The organism is Arthrobacter flavus, from assembly GCF_039526005.1.
Taxonomy (GTDB): domain Bacteria; phylum Actinomycetota; class Actinomycetes; order Actinomycetales; family Micrococcaceae; genus Arthrobacter_D; species Arthrobacter_D flavus.
In genome coordinates this window covers 12,930-29,153 of sequence record NZ_BAAAIJ010000013.1, presented here as the reverse complement: position 1 = coordinate 29,153, position 16,224 = coordinate 12,930, and the positions used below count along the sequence as shown (strand labels likewise).

The window sequence follows — 16,224 nt, the reverse complement described above, 5'->3', positions numbered from 1 at the left end:
ATGCAACCACATGAGGCAACCCAGGATGAGAAGCCGGACATTCCGGTAGTCAGCGGCAAGGACGCGGGCAAGATTGCCCGCGCCGCCTTCGTTGGCACCGCGCTGGAATGGTACGACTACTTCCTGTTCGGCACCGCGGCAGCGATCGTGTTCAACCGGCTGTTCTTCACCGAGCTCGACCCCACGGCGGCGACTCTTGCAGCGTTCGCGACCTTCGGCGTCGGCTTCGCCGCCCGTCCGATCGGTGCGGTGCTCTTCGGGTACATCGGCGACCGGGTGGGCCGCAGACCGGCCCTCCTGATCACCATCGTGATGATCGGTGTGGCTACCGGTCTGATCGGGTTCCTGCCGGACTTCGGCAGCATCGGCCTTGCGGCCCCCATCATGCTGGCGGTCCTGCGGCTGATGCAGGGTCTCGCCGTCGGTGGCGAGTGGGGTGGTGCCATGACGATCGCCGTCGAGCACGCCCCGATCGAGAAGCGCGGCAGGTACGCGGCGCTGGTGCAGGTCGGTTCGCCGGTCGGCACGCTGATGTCCTCGGGCGCGTTTGCCCTGGTGCTGCTCCTGCCCTCCGAGGCGTTCGACGCGTGGGGCTGGCGCCTGCCGTTCCTGGCCGCGTTCCCGCTGCTGCTGATCGCCCTGTACATCAGGTTGCAGGTCGAGGAATCCCCGATTTTCCGTGAACTGGTCAAGCTCGAAGAGCGCGCCAAGATCCCCGCCGTTGACGTGTTCAAGCAGGCCTGGGGCCGGCTGCTCGTCGCCATCGCCGCAGCGTTCCTGGGCGTCGGCGGGTTCTACGTGATGACCACCTTTGTGATCAGCTACGGCACCACCACCCTGGGCATGGACCGCCAGCTGATGGTGAACGCCACCCTGGTGGCGGCCGTCGTGCAGATCGGCGTCGTTCTGCTGGTGGGCAGGATCAGCGAGAAGATTGGTCCGGGTCGGATGACCTTCTTCGGCGGATTGGCGACGGCGGCGGGCGCGTTCCCGCTGTTCTGGATGATCGATACCCGCAACCCTGCGGCCATCATCCTCGCCGTGACTATCGGTATTGCCCTGGTCTCCCTGGCCTACGCCGTCACCGGTGCGCTGCTGACCGAGATGTTCCCACCCCACCTGCGGTACAGCGGTGTGGCGCTGGGCTACAACCTGGCCGGTGCGTTGAGCGGGTTCCTCCCGCTGATTGCTGTGGCGCTGCTGGGTGTCTCAGGTGGCGGTTCGTGGACCGCGTCGCTGCTGCTGATGGCCGTGTCGCTGATTACGGCGGCCGGCGGGTTCTTCGGTGAGAAGCTCCGCGTCAAAGACAAAGCGATTGTGCAGTAGTCATGTTGACTCCAGAAATCACGAAACGGATTACCGACGCCGTCGACGCCGCGTTCGACCGTCAGCTCGAGTTCACCGCCGAGCTGGTGCGGCACCCGTCGCTCCGGGCCGAGGAAGCCAGCGCGCAGGACCTGATGTTCACGCAGATGGAAGCCCGCGGGCTGGCCATGGACCGGTGGCAGCTGGACGAGGAAACCCTGTCCGCGCATGTCGGTTACGGGCCGACGACCGTCGCGTTTGAGGACCTCACCAACGTGGTCGGCACGTACACACCTGCCGGTCCCGCCACTGGGCGGTCACTGATCCTCAACGGGCACATCGACGTCGTCCCCACCGGGCCGGAAGACACCTGGTCGCGGAGTCCGTGGGACGCCGAGATCAAGGACGGCTGGATGTATGGGCGGGGGTCCGGCGATATGAAGGCCGGGCTGGCCGCGAACCTGTTCGCGTTCGATGCGTTGCGCGCTGCCGGGCTCGCTCCGGCGGCTGTGATTCACATGCAGTCGGTGGTGGAGGAAGAGTGCACGGGCAACGGGTCGCTGGCCGCGCTGCAGCGCGGGTACACGGCTGAGGCCGTGGTCATTCCCGAGCCAGAAGAGAACATGCTGGTGCGAGCCAACGTGGGAGTGATCTGGTTCAAGGTGCGCGTCTCCGGGAAGCCGACCCATGTGCGGGAAATGGCGACCGGGTTCAACGCGATCGACGCCGCGTACACGGTGATGGGCGATCTGCGGGAGCTGCAGGACAAGTGGAATGCCGACAAGGGCAGCCACCGGTACTTCGAGGACCTGGAGCATCCGATCAACTTCAACATCGGGATGATCTCCGGCGGCGACTGGCCGTCGAGTGTGCCGTCCTGGTGCGAGTTCGATGTGCGGGCGGCACTGTATCCCGGGGTAACAGCGGCCGACGCGTGGTCACAGATCGAGGCTTGCCTCCGGGACTCGACGTCCGGTGCCGAGGTGTCGGCGGTGCGCAGCGGCTTCTTCTCCGAGGGGTACGTGCTGGAGGAGGGGTCCGACGCCGAGGGTGTCCTCGCGTCGTCGCATCAGGAAGTGTTCGGGTCGGCGTTGGAGTCCTTCACGACGCCGGGCTACCTGGATGGTCGGGTGTTCACTCTCTACGGCGGGATTCCGGCGCTGGTCTACGGGCCGGTGTCCGAGGCGATCCACGGGTTCGATGAGCGGGTGCACGTCGAGTCGGTCCGGAAGGTCACGAAGACTATTGCCTTGTTCATCGCTGAGTGGTGCGGGGTAACGGAGACCCGGTAGGTCTTTGAGCGGCGCGAGGCCGACATCCGAACGGTTTGCTTGGCTAGCAAATGACAAGCAGGGACCGCCCAATTTTCGTTCGCTCGACTTTGCAAACCCCCGAAGTCGCTCCCGCACCTTGGGCTACTGCACTGCTGATAGAGCTTGGACTATATCGCCTATGGCACTATCGCAACCATTGGATATGTTTACCTCGGCGCCCGCTCTCACATTTAGCGAGCGACACTTCGTGGAATACAGTTCGGCCGCTGCTACCATTCGCTGAATAGCCTGAGTTTGTTGGTCAGTTGGTGCCGCTAGATTCTCGTACGCATCATCGGCTTCTAAATAAATCTCGGTGAGCCTCTCTGCACACTCTTGCGCGGTTCCCGTGACTTCACATATTCCAAGCACGGGACGCTGGGGCCCCTCGATTAAAGCATCTGAGGGCTCCTCGGCTAACGAGCACGCAGCGAGACCAAAACCAGTTGCCAAGATTAGAGCAAGGCAGACAGGTCTGGCTCGAAACGATCTTAGGACGCCAATGGCTTTTACTGACATGCGTTGCTCACTGTTGCGACCGCCTGCTCGACAGCCTCGTATTGGGAATCTATCAGGAAGATTCGCTCCCGCTCGTCGGAAGATTTTTTGCCTATCGCAGCCAAGAGTTGGAGCTCGTCTGATAAGATCTCAGACGACCTCGCTGAAAGCTCTTCAAACCGGTCCGCCTGTTCAGGCGAAGGCAGCGATTCCAGGCTCAAAGATTCCACGTTCAATGCACTCAATTCGATACATGTGTCTGCAGTGGTCAAGCGCTCCACGCTACAGGCGGCCATACTCAGGACCAGTGATAATCCACCTAAGCAGATAATCGACTTCTTCATCGGAACGGTCTTTCTCACAAAAAAGTTGAACGTAATTGGGGCGCCTTGACTATAGCCAATTTAGACGGATGAGCCAACCTCGTTCAATAGCCCAAACTCCTAGGGTATCGATTGGTTCTCACCAGACATCGAGCTGAAGCTAGTCCTCTTTGGCCCGCCGTAGCCTCGAATCAGGAAATTGATCTACCGGGTTTTCTGTGGCCGACAAGTTTGACGGCAGGCTGACGTTGGCTCATCGATACCTATTCTTCCCGGCCAACTCGGGCTGGGCTGACTTTACAAGAGGTCGAGTTCGCCCTCGCACAGGCTCCGCACAACGTCGGTTAGGACGTGCAGTCCGGTGACGATGTCTTGGTCGGTGGTGTACTCGTGTTCATTGTGGGAGATGCCCTCGACCGACGGGACGAAAAGCATGACCGTCGGAACGATGTCTTTCATGTTGGTGGAATCGTGCCCGGCCAGGGTCTTCACCCGAGCGTGGCTGACGCCGCGGTTGGCGACAATCTTCTCCGCGAGGGCGACGCCTTCTGCTTGGTAGGGCGTAACCGGCCAGCAGTGGGAACCCACCTTCTCGACCTCGACCTGGGCGGAGCGTTCGATCTGCTCGATCCGCTCGTGCAGCATCCGGTCAGCTTCCTGAAGCAGAGCCTCATCAGCGGAGCGTAGGTCCAGCAGCAGGTTGACGCGCGAGGGGACGACGACGGGCGAGTTGGGATAGACGTCCAACTGACCAACCGAAGTGTGGACGGCGCCGTCAGGGAAGTGATCGGCGATCTTCCGTGCCGCGACGACAAGTAGTGAAGCGCCGAGGATCGCGTCATGGCGGTCAGCGATGACAGTGGAACCGGTGTGGGCCTGCTCTCCGTGGACCACGAACTCGTACTTATTGGCAGCCCAGTTGGAATCGACGACTCCGATAGCGATGCCATCGCGTTCCATGCTGCGTCCCTGTTCGATATGGATCTCAGAACAGTAGGCGGCCTTCGGCCCAGAGCCCTCACCGAGTGCGTCGGTGGATGCCAGCGCCTCACGAACGGTGATTCCAGCCGGATCGGTGGTGGCCAGTGCCGCGTCGACAGTCATCTTCCCGGTGTAGACGGAACTGCCCATCATCGACGGCTTAAAGCGGGATCCCTCTTCGTTGAACCAGTTCACGACCGCAAGGTTGTAGCGGGGGCTGAGGCCTGCCGCCTGCCATTCGGCAGCAAGGCGGAACGCGGCGTGTGCCGCGGCAAGGACGCCATAAGCACCGTCGTAGCGGCCGGCTGTGGGCTGGGAATCGAGGTGAGATCCGACGACGACGTAGGGCTTGCCGACTTCGAGTTCCAGCAACCCGAACTGGTTGCCGATCTGGTCGAAGCTAACGGTGAATCCGTTATCAGTTAGTAGTTGGGTGAACCAGGAGCGCTGTTCCCCATCTGCTCTAGATCCTGCCTGTCGGTCCACTCCTCCCCCGGCCGTAGCTCCGAAGGTGCTTAGCGTCGCGAAGTCTCCAAGGAACGCTGCATCGGCCTTATCGAATTGGGAGGGGTTGGTTTCAGGTACGGCGCCGTTGCTCATTTTGCTGATCCTTTGACTAAATGGACGTTCATTCAATCGTCGCAGGGGACTGTCTCGGGGGCATTGAGCATCGTCAACCGCTTGCCTTTCAAGCGTTGTGTGGGTGCACAACCTAGTCGTGTCGACCCAGCCGAGGAAACAAAACTCTCTGGGCGTCTCCTGTAGCAAGCTAAATACTCCGCTCGCCAGCATCCATCACCTAGGAGCATTTTCGTGGCGAGAGTCCGCAAGACCGCCGGCCAAGTAGTTGAGCTCATGACTGCCAACGGGGGTCCCCGACGAAAACGAGCTGCTGGCCCGAGGATTCAGGTTCAATACTCGTCACTGGCTCTCGAAGTGGGAGCTCGCAATGCGGCAAATACCCCGCAATTTTGCTGATCGGAGAGTTACATGGACGTGGACGAAACGACTTAATCGTAAAGATCTGTTCGCTCGGGCAGGAAATCGAAACCGCTTCCGATGCCATTGATTTCTATGCCGTTTACTCATGGGGTGCGGGTAACAAGTCGCGGGATCTCTACCGGCGCATAGGTCCGTTGCGTCACCCTGAAGCAGGAGATCGGCTGGTCCAGGGGATCAAGTCCACCCAAGGACCGATGGGATCAGCAAGCACTGGATACCGAGGCCTCTGTAAATCCGACGCCGCATACCTGAAGGTCTCGGACCCGCATTCTTTACCAAGCTCCTCTAATTTTCAGCGGGAGAAACCCTGCAAGACCACTTCCGACCTCCCCTGATCATGGAGCAGGAAGTTGCCAAATCTGTGGGGTGGCCGTCGAAGACCTGGTGGACCGCTGAAGAATACGCAGAGTACTTAGATTTGGTGGACAGTGTGCGGAAACCCATGATCCGCTGCCGCGAGCACACACGACTGAATAGGCTCTATTCTCACCGGGTTCGTAGAAGCCAATGGTGCCGCACCTGCGACGCCGGCGCGGCCCAGCCGGATACGAGGCGCCACACGTTTTCAAACCCTTCAGGAAGAGTCTGAGTGATCCAGATGGTCAGGGCACCAAAAAACGCAACTGGTAACCCGGATCCTCGAGATCTTTGTGGTTCCACCGGCGTCGATCCGGTGACCTTACCTAGCCAACCGGGAACCCTGCCTCGAGGGCATAAGCTCGAAGAACACCCGAATACTCGCGCTCCCTTGCGACCGCAGACGAAACGTCTTCTGCGTATAGTTCTTTAAGCTCTGGATTTAGCTCAGAATGCCAAATTCTCAACTTGCTGTGCAACTCTTCAATACGTCTCATTCGGGAAATCAACAAATCTTCGCGGGAATTCAGCCGAAGCTTCCTGACGGTATTCTCCCCCCGCGAACTGTCCAGCGTGGCCACTGTCAGTGGGCCGCGGAACGCGAGGTGCTGTTCTATTGCATCCCGGTAGGGGTTTAGCAGCTGCAAACTCAAATTTTCAGACCAATAGCTGCCCTTGTTCGTATTGCACCTCGAACATGTTAGACCCAAATTGGTCCATTCAAGGACCAAGTTCTCGAAGATCTTTTTGGGCCGGATGTGTTCGACGGCAGAATATGAAGTGTCATCTATGAAACTTTCGCAGTACATACACTTCTTCGAACATTCTACCTTCAACGCAACGACTACCTCATCTGCACGCCATGGCGAGGGCTTACTAGCTGCAGGTGCCGCTATGTACTCAGCAGTTTTCCGGTCTTGGTTCGACATTATCCACTTTGGTGCTCCTCCCTTTACAATTTCAATCACTACTGGGACCTAAGGAACGAACCGCAGCAGGAAACTGTCGGTCGAGACCTAGTTCCTCGAGCTGGTCACGAAAACCGCGTAGCTCCGCAACAGACGGTGACGCCGAAAGTGTGTCCATTAGCTGACTCAGGCGAGATTCTGCCCATAGCGGCAGAGCCGTATCTAGCCCGAGTACAGACATGAGAGTTTCATCAGGCGTAGCTGATGTATTGATGTCGCTCACTATGCGAGAGCTAATCCGACCGTCTTCCTCCGCACCGAGCGCGTATACGAAGGCATCCGGCGTTGATGTGACAACAAAAGGGCTATGGGTCGCGATAATGAAGGTAACTGCGGGGAACCCCGCGAGTAAAGATGGAACGATTGACCTCTGAAGCTCAGGATGTAGGTGATTTTCGGGCTCATCAATGCAGACAGAAAACGAAGCTTGATTCCTTTGACGAAGAAAAATCTGCCAGGAAAGTTCGAGCATCGCGCTGATGCCACCTGAAACGGCTTCGAGGGGGAAGCTCTCCGTCCCCGTCACCAGTATTAACTCGGAGTCTTCTACTTCGAATCGTTCAAACTGCAGAGACGCAGGTAAAAATCGCCGAAGTACTTCCTGGTATCCCTCCCAAACTTCCTTAGCTGAGGCGTTGGGACGAACTGCTTGGTTGCCGTAAGCGAACATTGCCGCTGCCACCAAAGCCTCTTTCATTCGGTACAACGGTGAATGCTCCGAGCTGCCCCCTGAGTAACGAATTTGAATCTCAGATGCAAAATCTTGTTGCAATACCTCGTATTCGGAGAATCGGGCGGGAAGACTCTCCAAACGTTGATAAGCACTAATCGAACGATGGGAGTTAATGAATAGGCCGGGGACCTGTTGCATGTGGGTGATCGATAGGGGCGAATTCTGGACCCCTGTGGTCAGGTGCTGAAGTATTGGTGATCTTGTGCCGTTCGAGTATAGGAGTTGCCCCACATCTATAGCGGTATGCGACGACTCCTTTCGGGGTTTTTGGGTGAGTAGCTGCCCAGCCCAGTCGAAGTGAGGCCCGAGAATGTTTAGCAATGTGGTTTTACCAGCACCATTTGCTCCGGTCAAGATTGTCAGCCGGGGATGGAAAATTATGTCTACATTGGAGAATTGTCGCCAATTGCTAACAACGAGCCTGCTGACAGCGTTCTCTGACGACTCGCGCCTTTCGTTGAGGGCCTCTAGCATCTGCTCGTGTTCGACCCATTCGTCAAGCCAATCTGCAGCCAACTTCGTCGGCCATCCAACTTCCGCGACTCGGCGCCCCAGAGTGGTTGCATTATGCGCATATCCGCCCTGCATCACATCTGCGTACTTCAGCTTTGTGAGAAGCTCAAGCGCGCGCATATTCAGGCGCACCTGCACTGGATCCGTGTGCCAACTTTCGTCGTAATCGTCGATCACACTTAGAATTTGGTATAGATTAATGTGGCCCTCAAACTGAAGCATCGCCGCCAGGAGCTGCCGTGCACGTGATTCAACCTCATTCAAGTCCATAGCTAAATTCTAATACTAGGCCTTTGGTTCTACGTTTGGACTCTAAATTGGAGGTTGGGACCTAAGCTAAGGGACGTGGGACTGCCTCCCCAAAGACTCGTTGAGTTGGTGTCGATACCTTATGGCTGGTTTCAGTCAGCTTGAGCCTAGTCGAACTACGGAAGCCCTCGTGCGTGAGCTATAGCAGCTGTCTGACCAAAGCTGGATGATCCCCGACCTGCTTGTCTTCGCTATCGAAGGAATCAGAAGTGCGGTAAGCATCCTCAAGGGTGTAGGGCCCCCTCTTTGTGATGGATCCTCCTGCGGTGCGGCGTTACCAGGTCCACCGCGATATCGCAGTCAAAACGTCGAGAAAATAGTCCGCCCTATGCGTGGGTCGACATCAGACCATGTGGAGGCGCTGTGGTGTGCTTGGACCGTGGAATACTACTTTGCCAACCAAGCCACGAACTACGAGCAGGTCATCCTCAGCAAGACGCTGTGGACCTGCCCACGGCCCGAAAGAAAGATTGATGAAGCACGTCGACTCATCCACGACCTGCGCCGTGGCGACGTCATACTTCACTATAAAGATGGGGCCTTACGGGCCGTGAGCACGGTGACAGTCCCGGCAGTCGCTCATCCACGTCCTCCCGAATATCCTCCTCGTCCGGGTGAAGGAGAAAACGGGTGGCTCGTTCTCGTTGAGCCGTTGAGGAAGGACATCAATATGGGTTACAAGGAACTCGGCTCCATCATTGCTCTTGGTCAGCACGGGCCTCTCAAGTCAGACGGCAGGGGCGCAGCTCAGGGGAAGTTTCTGTCGCGTGTCTCAGCCCAGGACGGGCACAAACTATTAGATCGGCTCCACCTGGTCATCCCTGACCCAGATGGCAGTTGGCTGGGACGTCCCCCAAGCTTCTGGGATGGTGACGACTCAGACATCGTGCGATTCGGGAAGGCACGTGCGGAGCAACAGGATCTTCGTCATCATCTGATAGCCGGCAGAAGATCAGCACTTTGCTCGCTGTGCAGTAGAGACCTGCCTGCAAACCTCCTCATCGCTGCGCATATCAAGCCTCGTTCGCGCTGCAGCGAAGCCGAAAGAAGAGACTTCGAGGCCGTTGCAATGCTTGTGTGCAATCTGGGATGTGATGCCCTGTTCGAATGGGGCTACGTCGCCGTAGATCACACGGGACACATCACCCAGGTTCGGCCGTCGCTCACCCCTCATACTGAACAAGCAGTGTCCAGGCTGCTGGGCCTCAATTGCCCCTCGCACAACGCGGCTACAGCACCCCACTTCGCCTCTCACCTAGATCTGGCTAAGCAACGCCACCTTGATGCCCGTCAGCCCTAAGGCAACAGACCCGACAATCGATCTGGACGCGATACCTCCGCCCTTGAAGTAGCTCGCAGCGCAGACGCAAGAAGGACACATCAGCGGCTTGATTCACTATTGCGGACTATAGACTTCGGGGGGGGCAATGGTTGCCCTTGAGAAGAGGTTGATAGTCAACGTGGTGGAATACGAGGGCCCTAAAGGACGCCTAGAGCTGACCTGGACGAACAAGCACATGCGGCTACTCTCCAAATTGGGGGGTGGCTACGAATGGACCACCCCAGGCGACTACCGAACCAGTGAGGTCCGCCTCCTGCACGATGTAGAAACGGTAGGGAAAGTTCACGGCAAGAACGACAGGGCCCAAGACAACCTCCTCATCCGAGGTGACGCCCTGCACGCTCTCACCGCACTGGGTAACCTGCCCGAATTCTCAAAGGAGTACACCGGCAAGGTCAAGCTGGCGTATCTCGATCCGCCCTTTAACACAGGCCAAGCCTTCACTCACTACGAAGACGCACTCGAGCACAGTGTCTGGTTGACTATGATGCGCGATCGGCTACGGCAGATCAAGGATCTACTCGCGCCAGACGGGTCAGTGTGGCTCCATTTGGATCACGTTGAGGTGCACCGCGCACGTGTCGTCATGGACGAAGTCTTCGGACCCGGCAACTTCGTCGGTGACATTTCGTGGGAGAAAGTTTACAGCCCGCGCATGGACGCCAAGCAGTTTTCTATCAGTCAAGATTCCATCCTGGTGTACTCGAAATCCCCGGGATGGCGACCCAATCCTTTCGTCATCGCGCCCAATCCCGAACAGTTCCGACACATCGACGACGAAGGCCGACCGTACCGCAGCGACCCCTTGCGGAAGTGGGGAAAGAACTCAGCACGGGCAGACCGACAAAACCTCTGGTACGGCATCGAGGCCCCGAACGGCGAGACAGTCTGGCCCATCAAACCCAATGGAACAGAGGGTAACTGGCGGTGGCAAGAGTCCACGTACCTCGAACGCAAAGACGAAGTGGACTGGCTTGATAAGGGCAACGGTCTGCAGCCCTACCTCCGCCAGTACGCAGACGAATCAACGACTCGTCCACCAGAGACGCTGTGGCGGACTGCCGACGTGGGTCACAGCCAAGAAGGCAAGGCGGAAATCAAAAAACTGTTCCCCACCGGAAATGCCTTCGACACGCCGAAGCCCGAACGTCTGATGGAACGAATCATTTACATCGGGTCCGATGCAGGCGACATCGTTCTCGACTGCTTTGCCGGCAGCGGCACCACTGCAGCTGTCGCCCACAAAATGGGCCGGCGATGGGTGACTGTTGAGTGGGAAGCCGCAACCATCGAACGATTCACCATGCCCAGACTCACACGGGTGGTGGACGGCACGGATCGAGGCGGGGTCAGCACAGCCTCTTTCAGGGAAGCCGTGGGGGTACTGCCAGATTCCGTAACCCCGCAGAACGCCTACGACGCTCTGCGGGCCCTAAACGCTGTCGTCGCTAGCGGCTCCATCGAAGGCACTGCTAGTGATGCTTTCAAAGCCACTCTCAAAGTTTTTCGGGACAGCCTTAAAACCCAGATGGTCGCTGAGGATCGATGGGGCGGAGGCGGAGGTTTCCGCGTCCTCGACGTAGGCCCGTCCATGTTCACCGTCGACGACGACGACGTCTACCTTTCGCGTTGGGCGGTCGGTGATCAACTCGGTGAAGCAGTCGCAGCACAGTTCGACTTCACCTTCGAGGTGACTCCTCCCTTCGCAGGCAGGCGAGGAGATGTACGCCTCGCTGTGGTCGACGGGTTCGTCAACCAGGAGTTCGTCGATTACCTTCTTTCCTCCCTTGATCCCGGGGAACTCATCGAAATCTACGCAACAGGAGTAGATCCTGACGCGCAGACCTACATCAAGCAGGCCCTTCGGGGGTCACGCCTGGTCAAAATACCGGCATCCATCATCTCGTCGTATCGACGTGCCAATCGTCGTTCCAGCGGTCTCAACTGGTTTGGCGACCACAACAGTGAGGAATCAGAGTGAGTGAGTCCGGGGAACTCAACATCGACCACGACCTGCTGGCGCTCATCAAGCACCAAATGCAGTTGCGGCAACCCAATGCCGAAGCCGTGGAAGACATAGCCACTGCCATATCGGATCACATCGATCGTCTAGGGCGGTCAACACCTTTCGAAGGCGTCGTCGATTCAGCTACCGGTGTCGGTAAGACCTACGTCCTCGCGGCAACAATCGACTACCTCGCGCAGTCCCGAGGATGGAACAACTTCGTCATCGTTGTCCCAGGCCGAACAATCCTCACCAAGACGATCGCTAACTTCACCCCTGGGTCCCCTAGAGATCTGACCAACCTACTGGGCGTTAAGACGGTCCTCGTCACCAGCGAGAACTTCGACACCCCTGAGATGGCGTCGATCATGGACGACTCAACAATCGTCAAGGTCTACGTTCTGACCGTACAGACGTTGATCCAGCCCACAACCAAAGTGAACCGCCGTACCCGAACCTTCACAGAAGGCTTGGGGGCCGAGTTCTACGAGTGGCTGGTTAACGCCGACGATCTCGTCGTTCTAGCTGACGAACACCACCTCTACTACGGCGAAAAATTCTCCGACGCCGTTCGCGGGCTAATTCCACGCGCCATCGTGGGCCTTACCGCGACCCCCAGCAGCAAGACGCCTGCGGACCACATCATCTACAAGTACCCACTGTCCGCTGCGATCGCAGACAAGTTCGTAAAAACGCCCGTCATTGTTGGGCGAAAAGACGATCGCACAGACACCAACACGGCTCTCAATGACGGCATCACACTTCTTGAGGTTAAGCGGACCGCACAGGACGCCTACCTCGCGCAGAACCCGACAACATCAGCGGTCAATCCGTTTATGCTGGTTGTCGCGAGAAACACGGCAGAAGCAGACGAGCTCGCCGAGTACCTTCGCTCCGACGACTTCCGTGACGGTGCCTACGCCCACGCAGTACTGCAGGTCGATTCATCCGTCACCGAGGACAAAGAACCCGACATGTGGGGCAAACTATCGCGAGTCGATTTACCCACGTCACCCATCCGCGTCGTCGTCAGCGTAGCCATGCTCAAGGAGGGTTGGGACGTCAAAAGCGTCTACGTACTGCTCTCCACACAACCCTCCCTGTCCAACGTTCTCACTGAACAGGTGCTGGGCCGCGGACTCAGGCTCCCCTACGGTAAATACACGGGCGTTGAGATGCTCGACACGCTCGAAGTTCTTGCGCATGAAAGGTTCGCCGCACTACTCGACCGCGCTGGCGTGCTGAATGAAGAACTTGTCTCCTTCCGGACACGAACAATCGTAACAACCGATCAGAACAATGAAATTGTGGTCCGGACAGTAACCGAAGAAACGGGCCGGGCAGTCTCACCTTCTCCCTCCGACACTCAAAACCAGAGCGAATCCGTCGACCCTAACGCTGCTGGTCAAGATCCAGCCGCCACACCTGACGCCAACATCGGTAGCTTCCTAATCTCGGAGGTAGATGCGCGTGAGACAGCTGGCACAGCCGAAACCGAGAAAATATCTCGTACTCCGATCACTCTGCAATTAGCCGATCCAGAGATCATCCTGCCCAAAATCACCCAGCGACCAGTCGCTAAGAAGTTCAGTCTGTCGGACATTACGACAGATGCAGTCTTTGTCGAGCTCGGAAAATCCTTAAGATCCAACCCCGACGATGAGCTGCGCCGGATACGCCTTACTGCGGTTCGTGTACAGGGGCCGGATGGTGTGTGGCGCTCAGAAACGAGACAAGTAACAGCCGCAGACGCCATCAGCTCAAAACCAACTCTCGACCTCCCCCTCGAACTCTCCCGAATTGCTTTGATATCGCACGTCATGGATCTGCCGATGGTCGATAGTTCTTCTGCATCGAGGTCAGTTGAGAAAGCGAATGCTGGACGTCTTGTTGACGCCCTCATCGAGGGCTTGGGCGATCAAGCTCCAACCCTGCTATCAGCCTTCGGCGGTCGAGCAGCTGTCCGCCTCGCGCGTCTGATTCAAGCAGAGCAACGCAAAGTCACACCTGGCATCGGCTATGAAGAGCAGATCGGATTCGCCAAACTCGCCCCCAGCAGAAACCTTGGGACCAGAGTCATGTCAGATGATCGCCGCGGCAGCTTCAGTAAGACAACAGCCTATGAGGGATGGGCTAAATCACGTATGTCCGCCGACTGGTTCGATTCAGAACCAGAAAGGGCGCTGGCCCTCATCGCAGATGAGGCGAAGGAAGTGCAGTGGTGGATGAGGCTCGCTGTAGGTGATCTCACCATCGCCTGGGGATCAGGACAGCTATACAACCCGGACTTTCTAGTCGCCGAAGACAAGGGTGTGCGGATCTTGCTTGAGGTAAAGGCTGACAACCAAATGCTGGCGGAAGATGTTCAAGCCAAACGTCACGCGGCCCGCAAATGGGTGAACTATGTCAACGGTTTGAAAGAGGTCCAGACACGAGAAGAGAAGTGGTCCTACGTGCTGGTATCCTCCTCTGACATCAAACAGGTCAACGGATCATGGGACGCTCTCAAGCGCCTCGGGTAAGGCGGTGTGAACCGCCCGGGGTTTGTTGAAGTGAACCGTCCCGGGTTTGATGCTGCTATCTTCTGTGAGAAAGATAGTGACTAAGCTCAGGCAGTTTCCTCCCGAAGTCCATGATCGTGCAGTGCGCATGACAGTGGATCGGTTGCCCGAATATCCCTCTGTTTATACGGCCTGTAAGGCTTTAGCGCCGAAGCTGGGGTCGGTGCTGAATCGCTGCGTCGTTGGGTGGTCCAGGCTCAGATTGACGCCGGTAAAAAGACCGGTCCGAGCAGTGAGGAACTGGAGGAAATCAAGCGGCTCCGGGCCGAGGCGCGGGATCTGAAGGAGTCCAACGAGATCCTCAAACAGGCGTCGATTTTCTTAAGCTCAGGGAACTCGACCCTCGCCGCCGCTGATCTGCCGATTCATCGACGACATACGCGCCCTTGGTTACGCTGTCGAGTCGATCTGCGCCGTCCTGCGAGATCAGGACGTGCAGGTCGCCGCACAAGCCTACCCTGCGTGGAAGACACGCCTGCCAGCGTTGCGCACCCTTGAAGACGCCCGCCTCACCGATGCCCTACGAGCTTTGAACGTCCCCGACGCGAAAGGCTGTCCACGGCCCGAGGTCCTTTACGGGCGGAGGAAGATGACGCAGTGGCTGCGTCGCAACGGTCTCCCGGAAGCATCCAAACACACCGTTGACCGGCTGATGCGCGAAGAGGGCATGAACGGGTTGACCAAGGGACGCAAGATGCGCACCACGATCCCTGGGAAGGACGGCCGCCGCGCCGGGGACCTGCTCAACAGGGACTTCACCGCCCTGACGCCGAACCAGGTCTGGGTCACTGATTTCACTTACGTCCCGCACAACGCCATCCGCAGGCACTGTTCCACGAACGCTGTGTCTTTCACGGTCGAGGTTTCCCAGCCGACGATCGCCCGGGAATACAGGTCAATGACCAAGGCCACGTAGACGAACCCGGCGTAAACCGTGGCGCCGTCACCACACCGGCCGGCCGGCCGCGGCGGGGCTGATCCATCACTCCGATGCAGGACGCCGATACACCTCGATCCGTTACACCGACACCCTGGCCCTGGAGGGCTTGCAGCCCTCGATCGGAAGCGTCGGTGACGCGTACCACAACGCCGCCGCTGAGACGGTGTTGGGCTGTTCAAGAACGAGGCCGTCGCGAAGGGTTCAACATTCCGCAGTAGAGCTTTGAAGACCGAACCCGACGCGCAGGCAATCGTCTTCGAATGGGTTCATTGGTATAACAACGAACGCTTGCATTCCGCCCTGAATCACCAGACGCCAGAGGAATACGAGCAAACACATTATGATCTACAAACCGGCGCGTCACCCGACGCCACCGCCAACAAACAGGCGGCATGATTCCCGGGTCGGTTGACTGCGCAATTCCTAGGGGTTGGTTGGGCCCTGGGAAGAATTCCTTGCAACGGCGAGCGCCCAGATACCTCTCGGTTCGATTTTGCTCACTGATGGTTCATGAGACCGACTCTGTAACGGTCAGCCATCTCGCCGCTTATCCGACTGGAATCGCCGCAGCTAAGTTCCATGAAGCCGTCCTGAAATTGGAGTCTCGCAAAGGGTAAGTGTCGGCGCAGCTTCTAGCGTAAGGGATGCCGCCGTCCCAGGAGCTTGAGCGACGGTCAAATCACGGGCCAAAATAAGCGATACGCAAAGTAGTACCCTCGGCTATTGGATGGGTTGATCGAGGACCCGGTGATGCGCCAAGAGCCCATCATGCTCACCGAGGCTCAGCTGGATCTGCCGACAAATCCTGTGTAGGACTTTCCCGCGTCACGTCGGGTCTACGTCTGGGTCAGGTACCCGTCCCGGCGTACCGGAGCCAGGCACACGCACTGTCCTGAAGGGAGGCGGCCACCAAGGTCTGCTTCTTCGAGCCGGGCATCAAGATCCACCGTGAAGGCTGGGTCTGGGTTGGCTCGGTGACGCCAGCTGATCCGGATAGGAAATAGTTGGGAAAAGTGCCCTCGGCAATTCTGTGCTGAGGTCTGGCGGGATTCCGTCGTCCCCAATATTCTGTGG

At 58.0% G+C, this 16,224-nt stretch carries 11 protein-coding genes; 7 read left to right on the top strand and 4 right to left on the bottom strand.

Translation table 11 applies throughout. The annotated features are described in order from the left end of the window. Together ABD059_RS05035 and ABD059_RS05030 are read left to right on the top strand one after the other, a co-directional pair. Positions 1-1,326 carry an MFS transporter gene (locus ABD059_RS05035; RefSeq protein WP_343878226.1) on the top strand — a complete coding sequence of 442 codons (1,326 nt, stop codon included), beginning with the start codon at positions 1-3 and terminating at the stop codon, positions 1,324-1,326. Between the two features lie 2 nt (positions 1,327-1,328). Continuing rightward, positions 1,329-2,597: an ArgE/DapE family deacylase gene (locus tag ABD059_RS05030; RefSeq protein ID WP_343878225.1), complete on the top strand. Its 1,269-nt coding sequence runs from the start codon at positions 1,329-1,331 to the stop codon at positions 2,595-2,597. A gap of 530 nt (positions 2,598-3,127) precedes the next feature. On the opposite strand, the gene ABD059_RS05025 is transcribed toward ABD059_RS05030, so the two are convergent. The 4 genes from ABD059_RS05025 to ABD059_RS05010 form a co-directional block, all read right to left on the bottom strand. Then, positions 3,128-3,460, bottom strand: coding sequence for a hypothetical protein (locus tag ABD059_RS05025; RefSeq protein WP_343878224.1), 333 nt, complete (start codon positions 3,458-3,460; stop codon positions 3,128-3,130). Positions 3,461-3,736: 276 nt separating this feature from the next. Further along, entirely contained in the window at positions 3,737-5,020 is a 1,284-nt protein-coding gene (locus tag ABD059_RS05020; RefSeq protein WP_343878223.1) for a M20 family metallo-hydrolase, read from the bottom strand. Between the two features lie 1,085 nt (positions 5,021-6,105). Continuing rightward, complete coding sequence (locus ABD059_RS05015; RefSeq protein ID WP_343878222.1) at positions 6,106-6,747, bottom strand: HNH endonuclease; 642 nt, start codon at positions 6,745-6,747, stop codon at positions 6,106-6,108. Beyond that, the gene (locus ABD059_RS05010) at positions 6,740-8,263 is read right to left on the bottom strand and encodes an AAA family ATPase (RefSeq protein WP_343878221.1); all 1,524 of its coding nucleotides are present in this window, start codon (positions 8,261-8,263) and stop codon (positions 6,740-6,742) included. Before ABD059_RS05010 ends, ABD059_RS05015 begins: the two co-directional genes overlap by 8 nt. A gap of 418 nt (positions 8,264-8,681) precedes the next feature. Between ABD059_RS05010 and ABD059_RS05005 the strand changes: the two genes are divergently transcribed. From ABD059_RS05005 to ABD059_RS04980, 5 genes are all read left to right on the top strand, one after another. After that, positions 8,682-9,602 (top strand): hypothetical protein, encoded by a 921-nt coding sequence (locus ABD059_RS05005; protein ID WP_343878220.1) that lies wholly within the window; start codon positions 8,682-8,684, stop codon positions 9,600-9,602. A gap of 127 nt (positions 9,603-9,729) precedes the next feature. Beyond that, positions 9,730-11,625, top strand: coding sequence for a site-specific DNA-methyltransferase (locus ABD059_RS05000; protein WP_343878219.1), 1,896 nt, complete (start codon positions 9,730-9,732; stop codon positions 11,623-11,625). After that, the gene (locus ABD059_RS04995) at positions 11,622-14,171 is read left to right on the top strand and encodes a DEAD/DEAH box helicase (protein WP_343878218.1); all 2,550 of its coding nucleotides are present in this window, start codon (positions 11,622-11,624) and stop codon (positions 14,169-14,171) included. Before ABD059_RS05000 ends, ABD059_RS04995 begins: the two co-directional genes overlap by 4 nt. Positions 14,172-14,643: 472 nt before the next feature. After that, on the top strand, positions 14,644-15,126 hold the full coding sequence (locus tag ABD059_RS17725) for an IS3 family transposase (RefSeq protein WP_377959575.1): 483 nt from the start codon (positions 14,644-14,646) through the stop codon (positions 15,124-15,126). Positions 15,127-15,321: 195 nt separating this feature from the next. Next, positions 15,322-15,546, top strand: a complete 225-nt coding sequence (locus ABD059_RS04980) for an integrase core domain-containing protein (protein ID WP_377959605.1) — start codon at positions 15,322-15,324, stop codon at positions 15,544-15,546. The last annotated feature ends 678 nt before the right edge of the window (positions 15,547-16,224 follow it).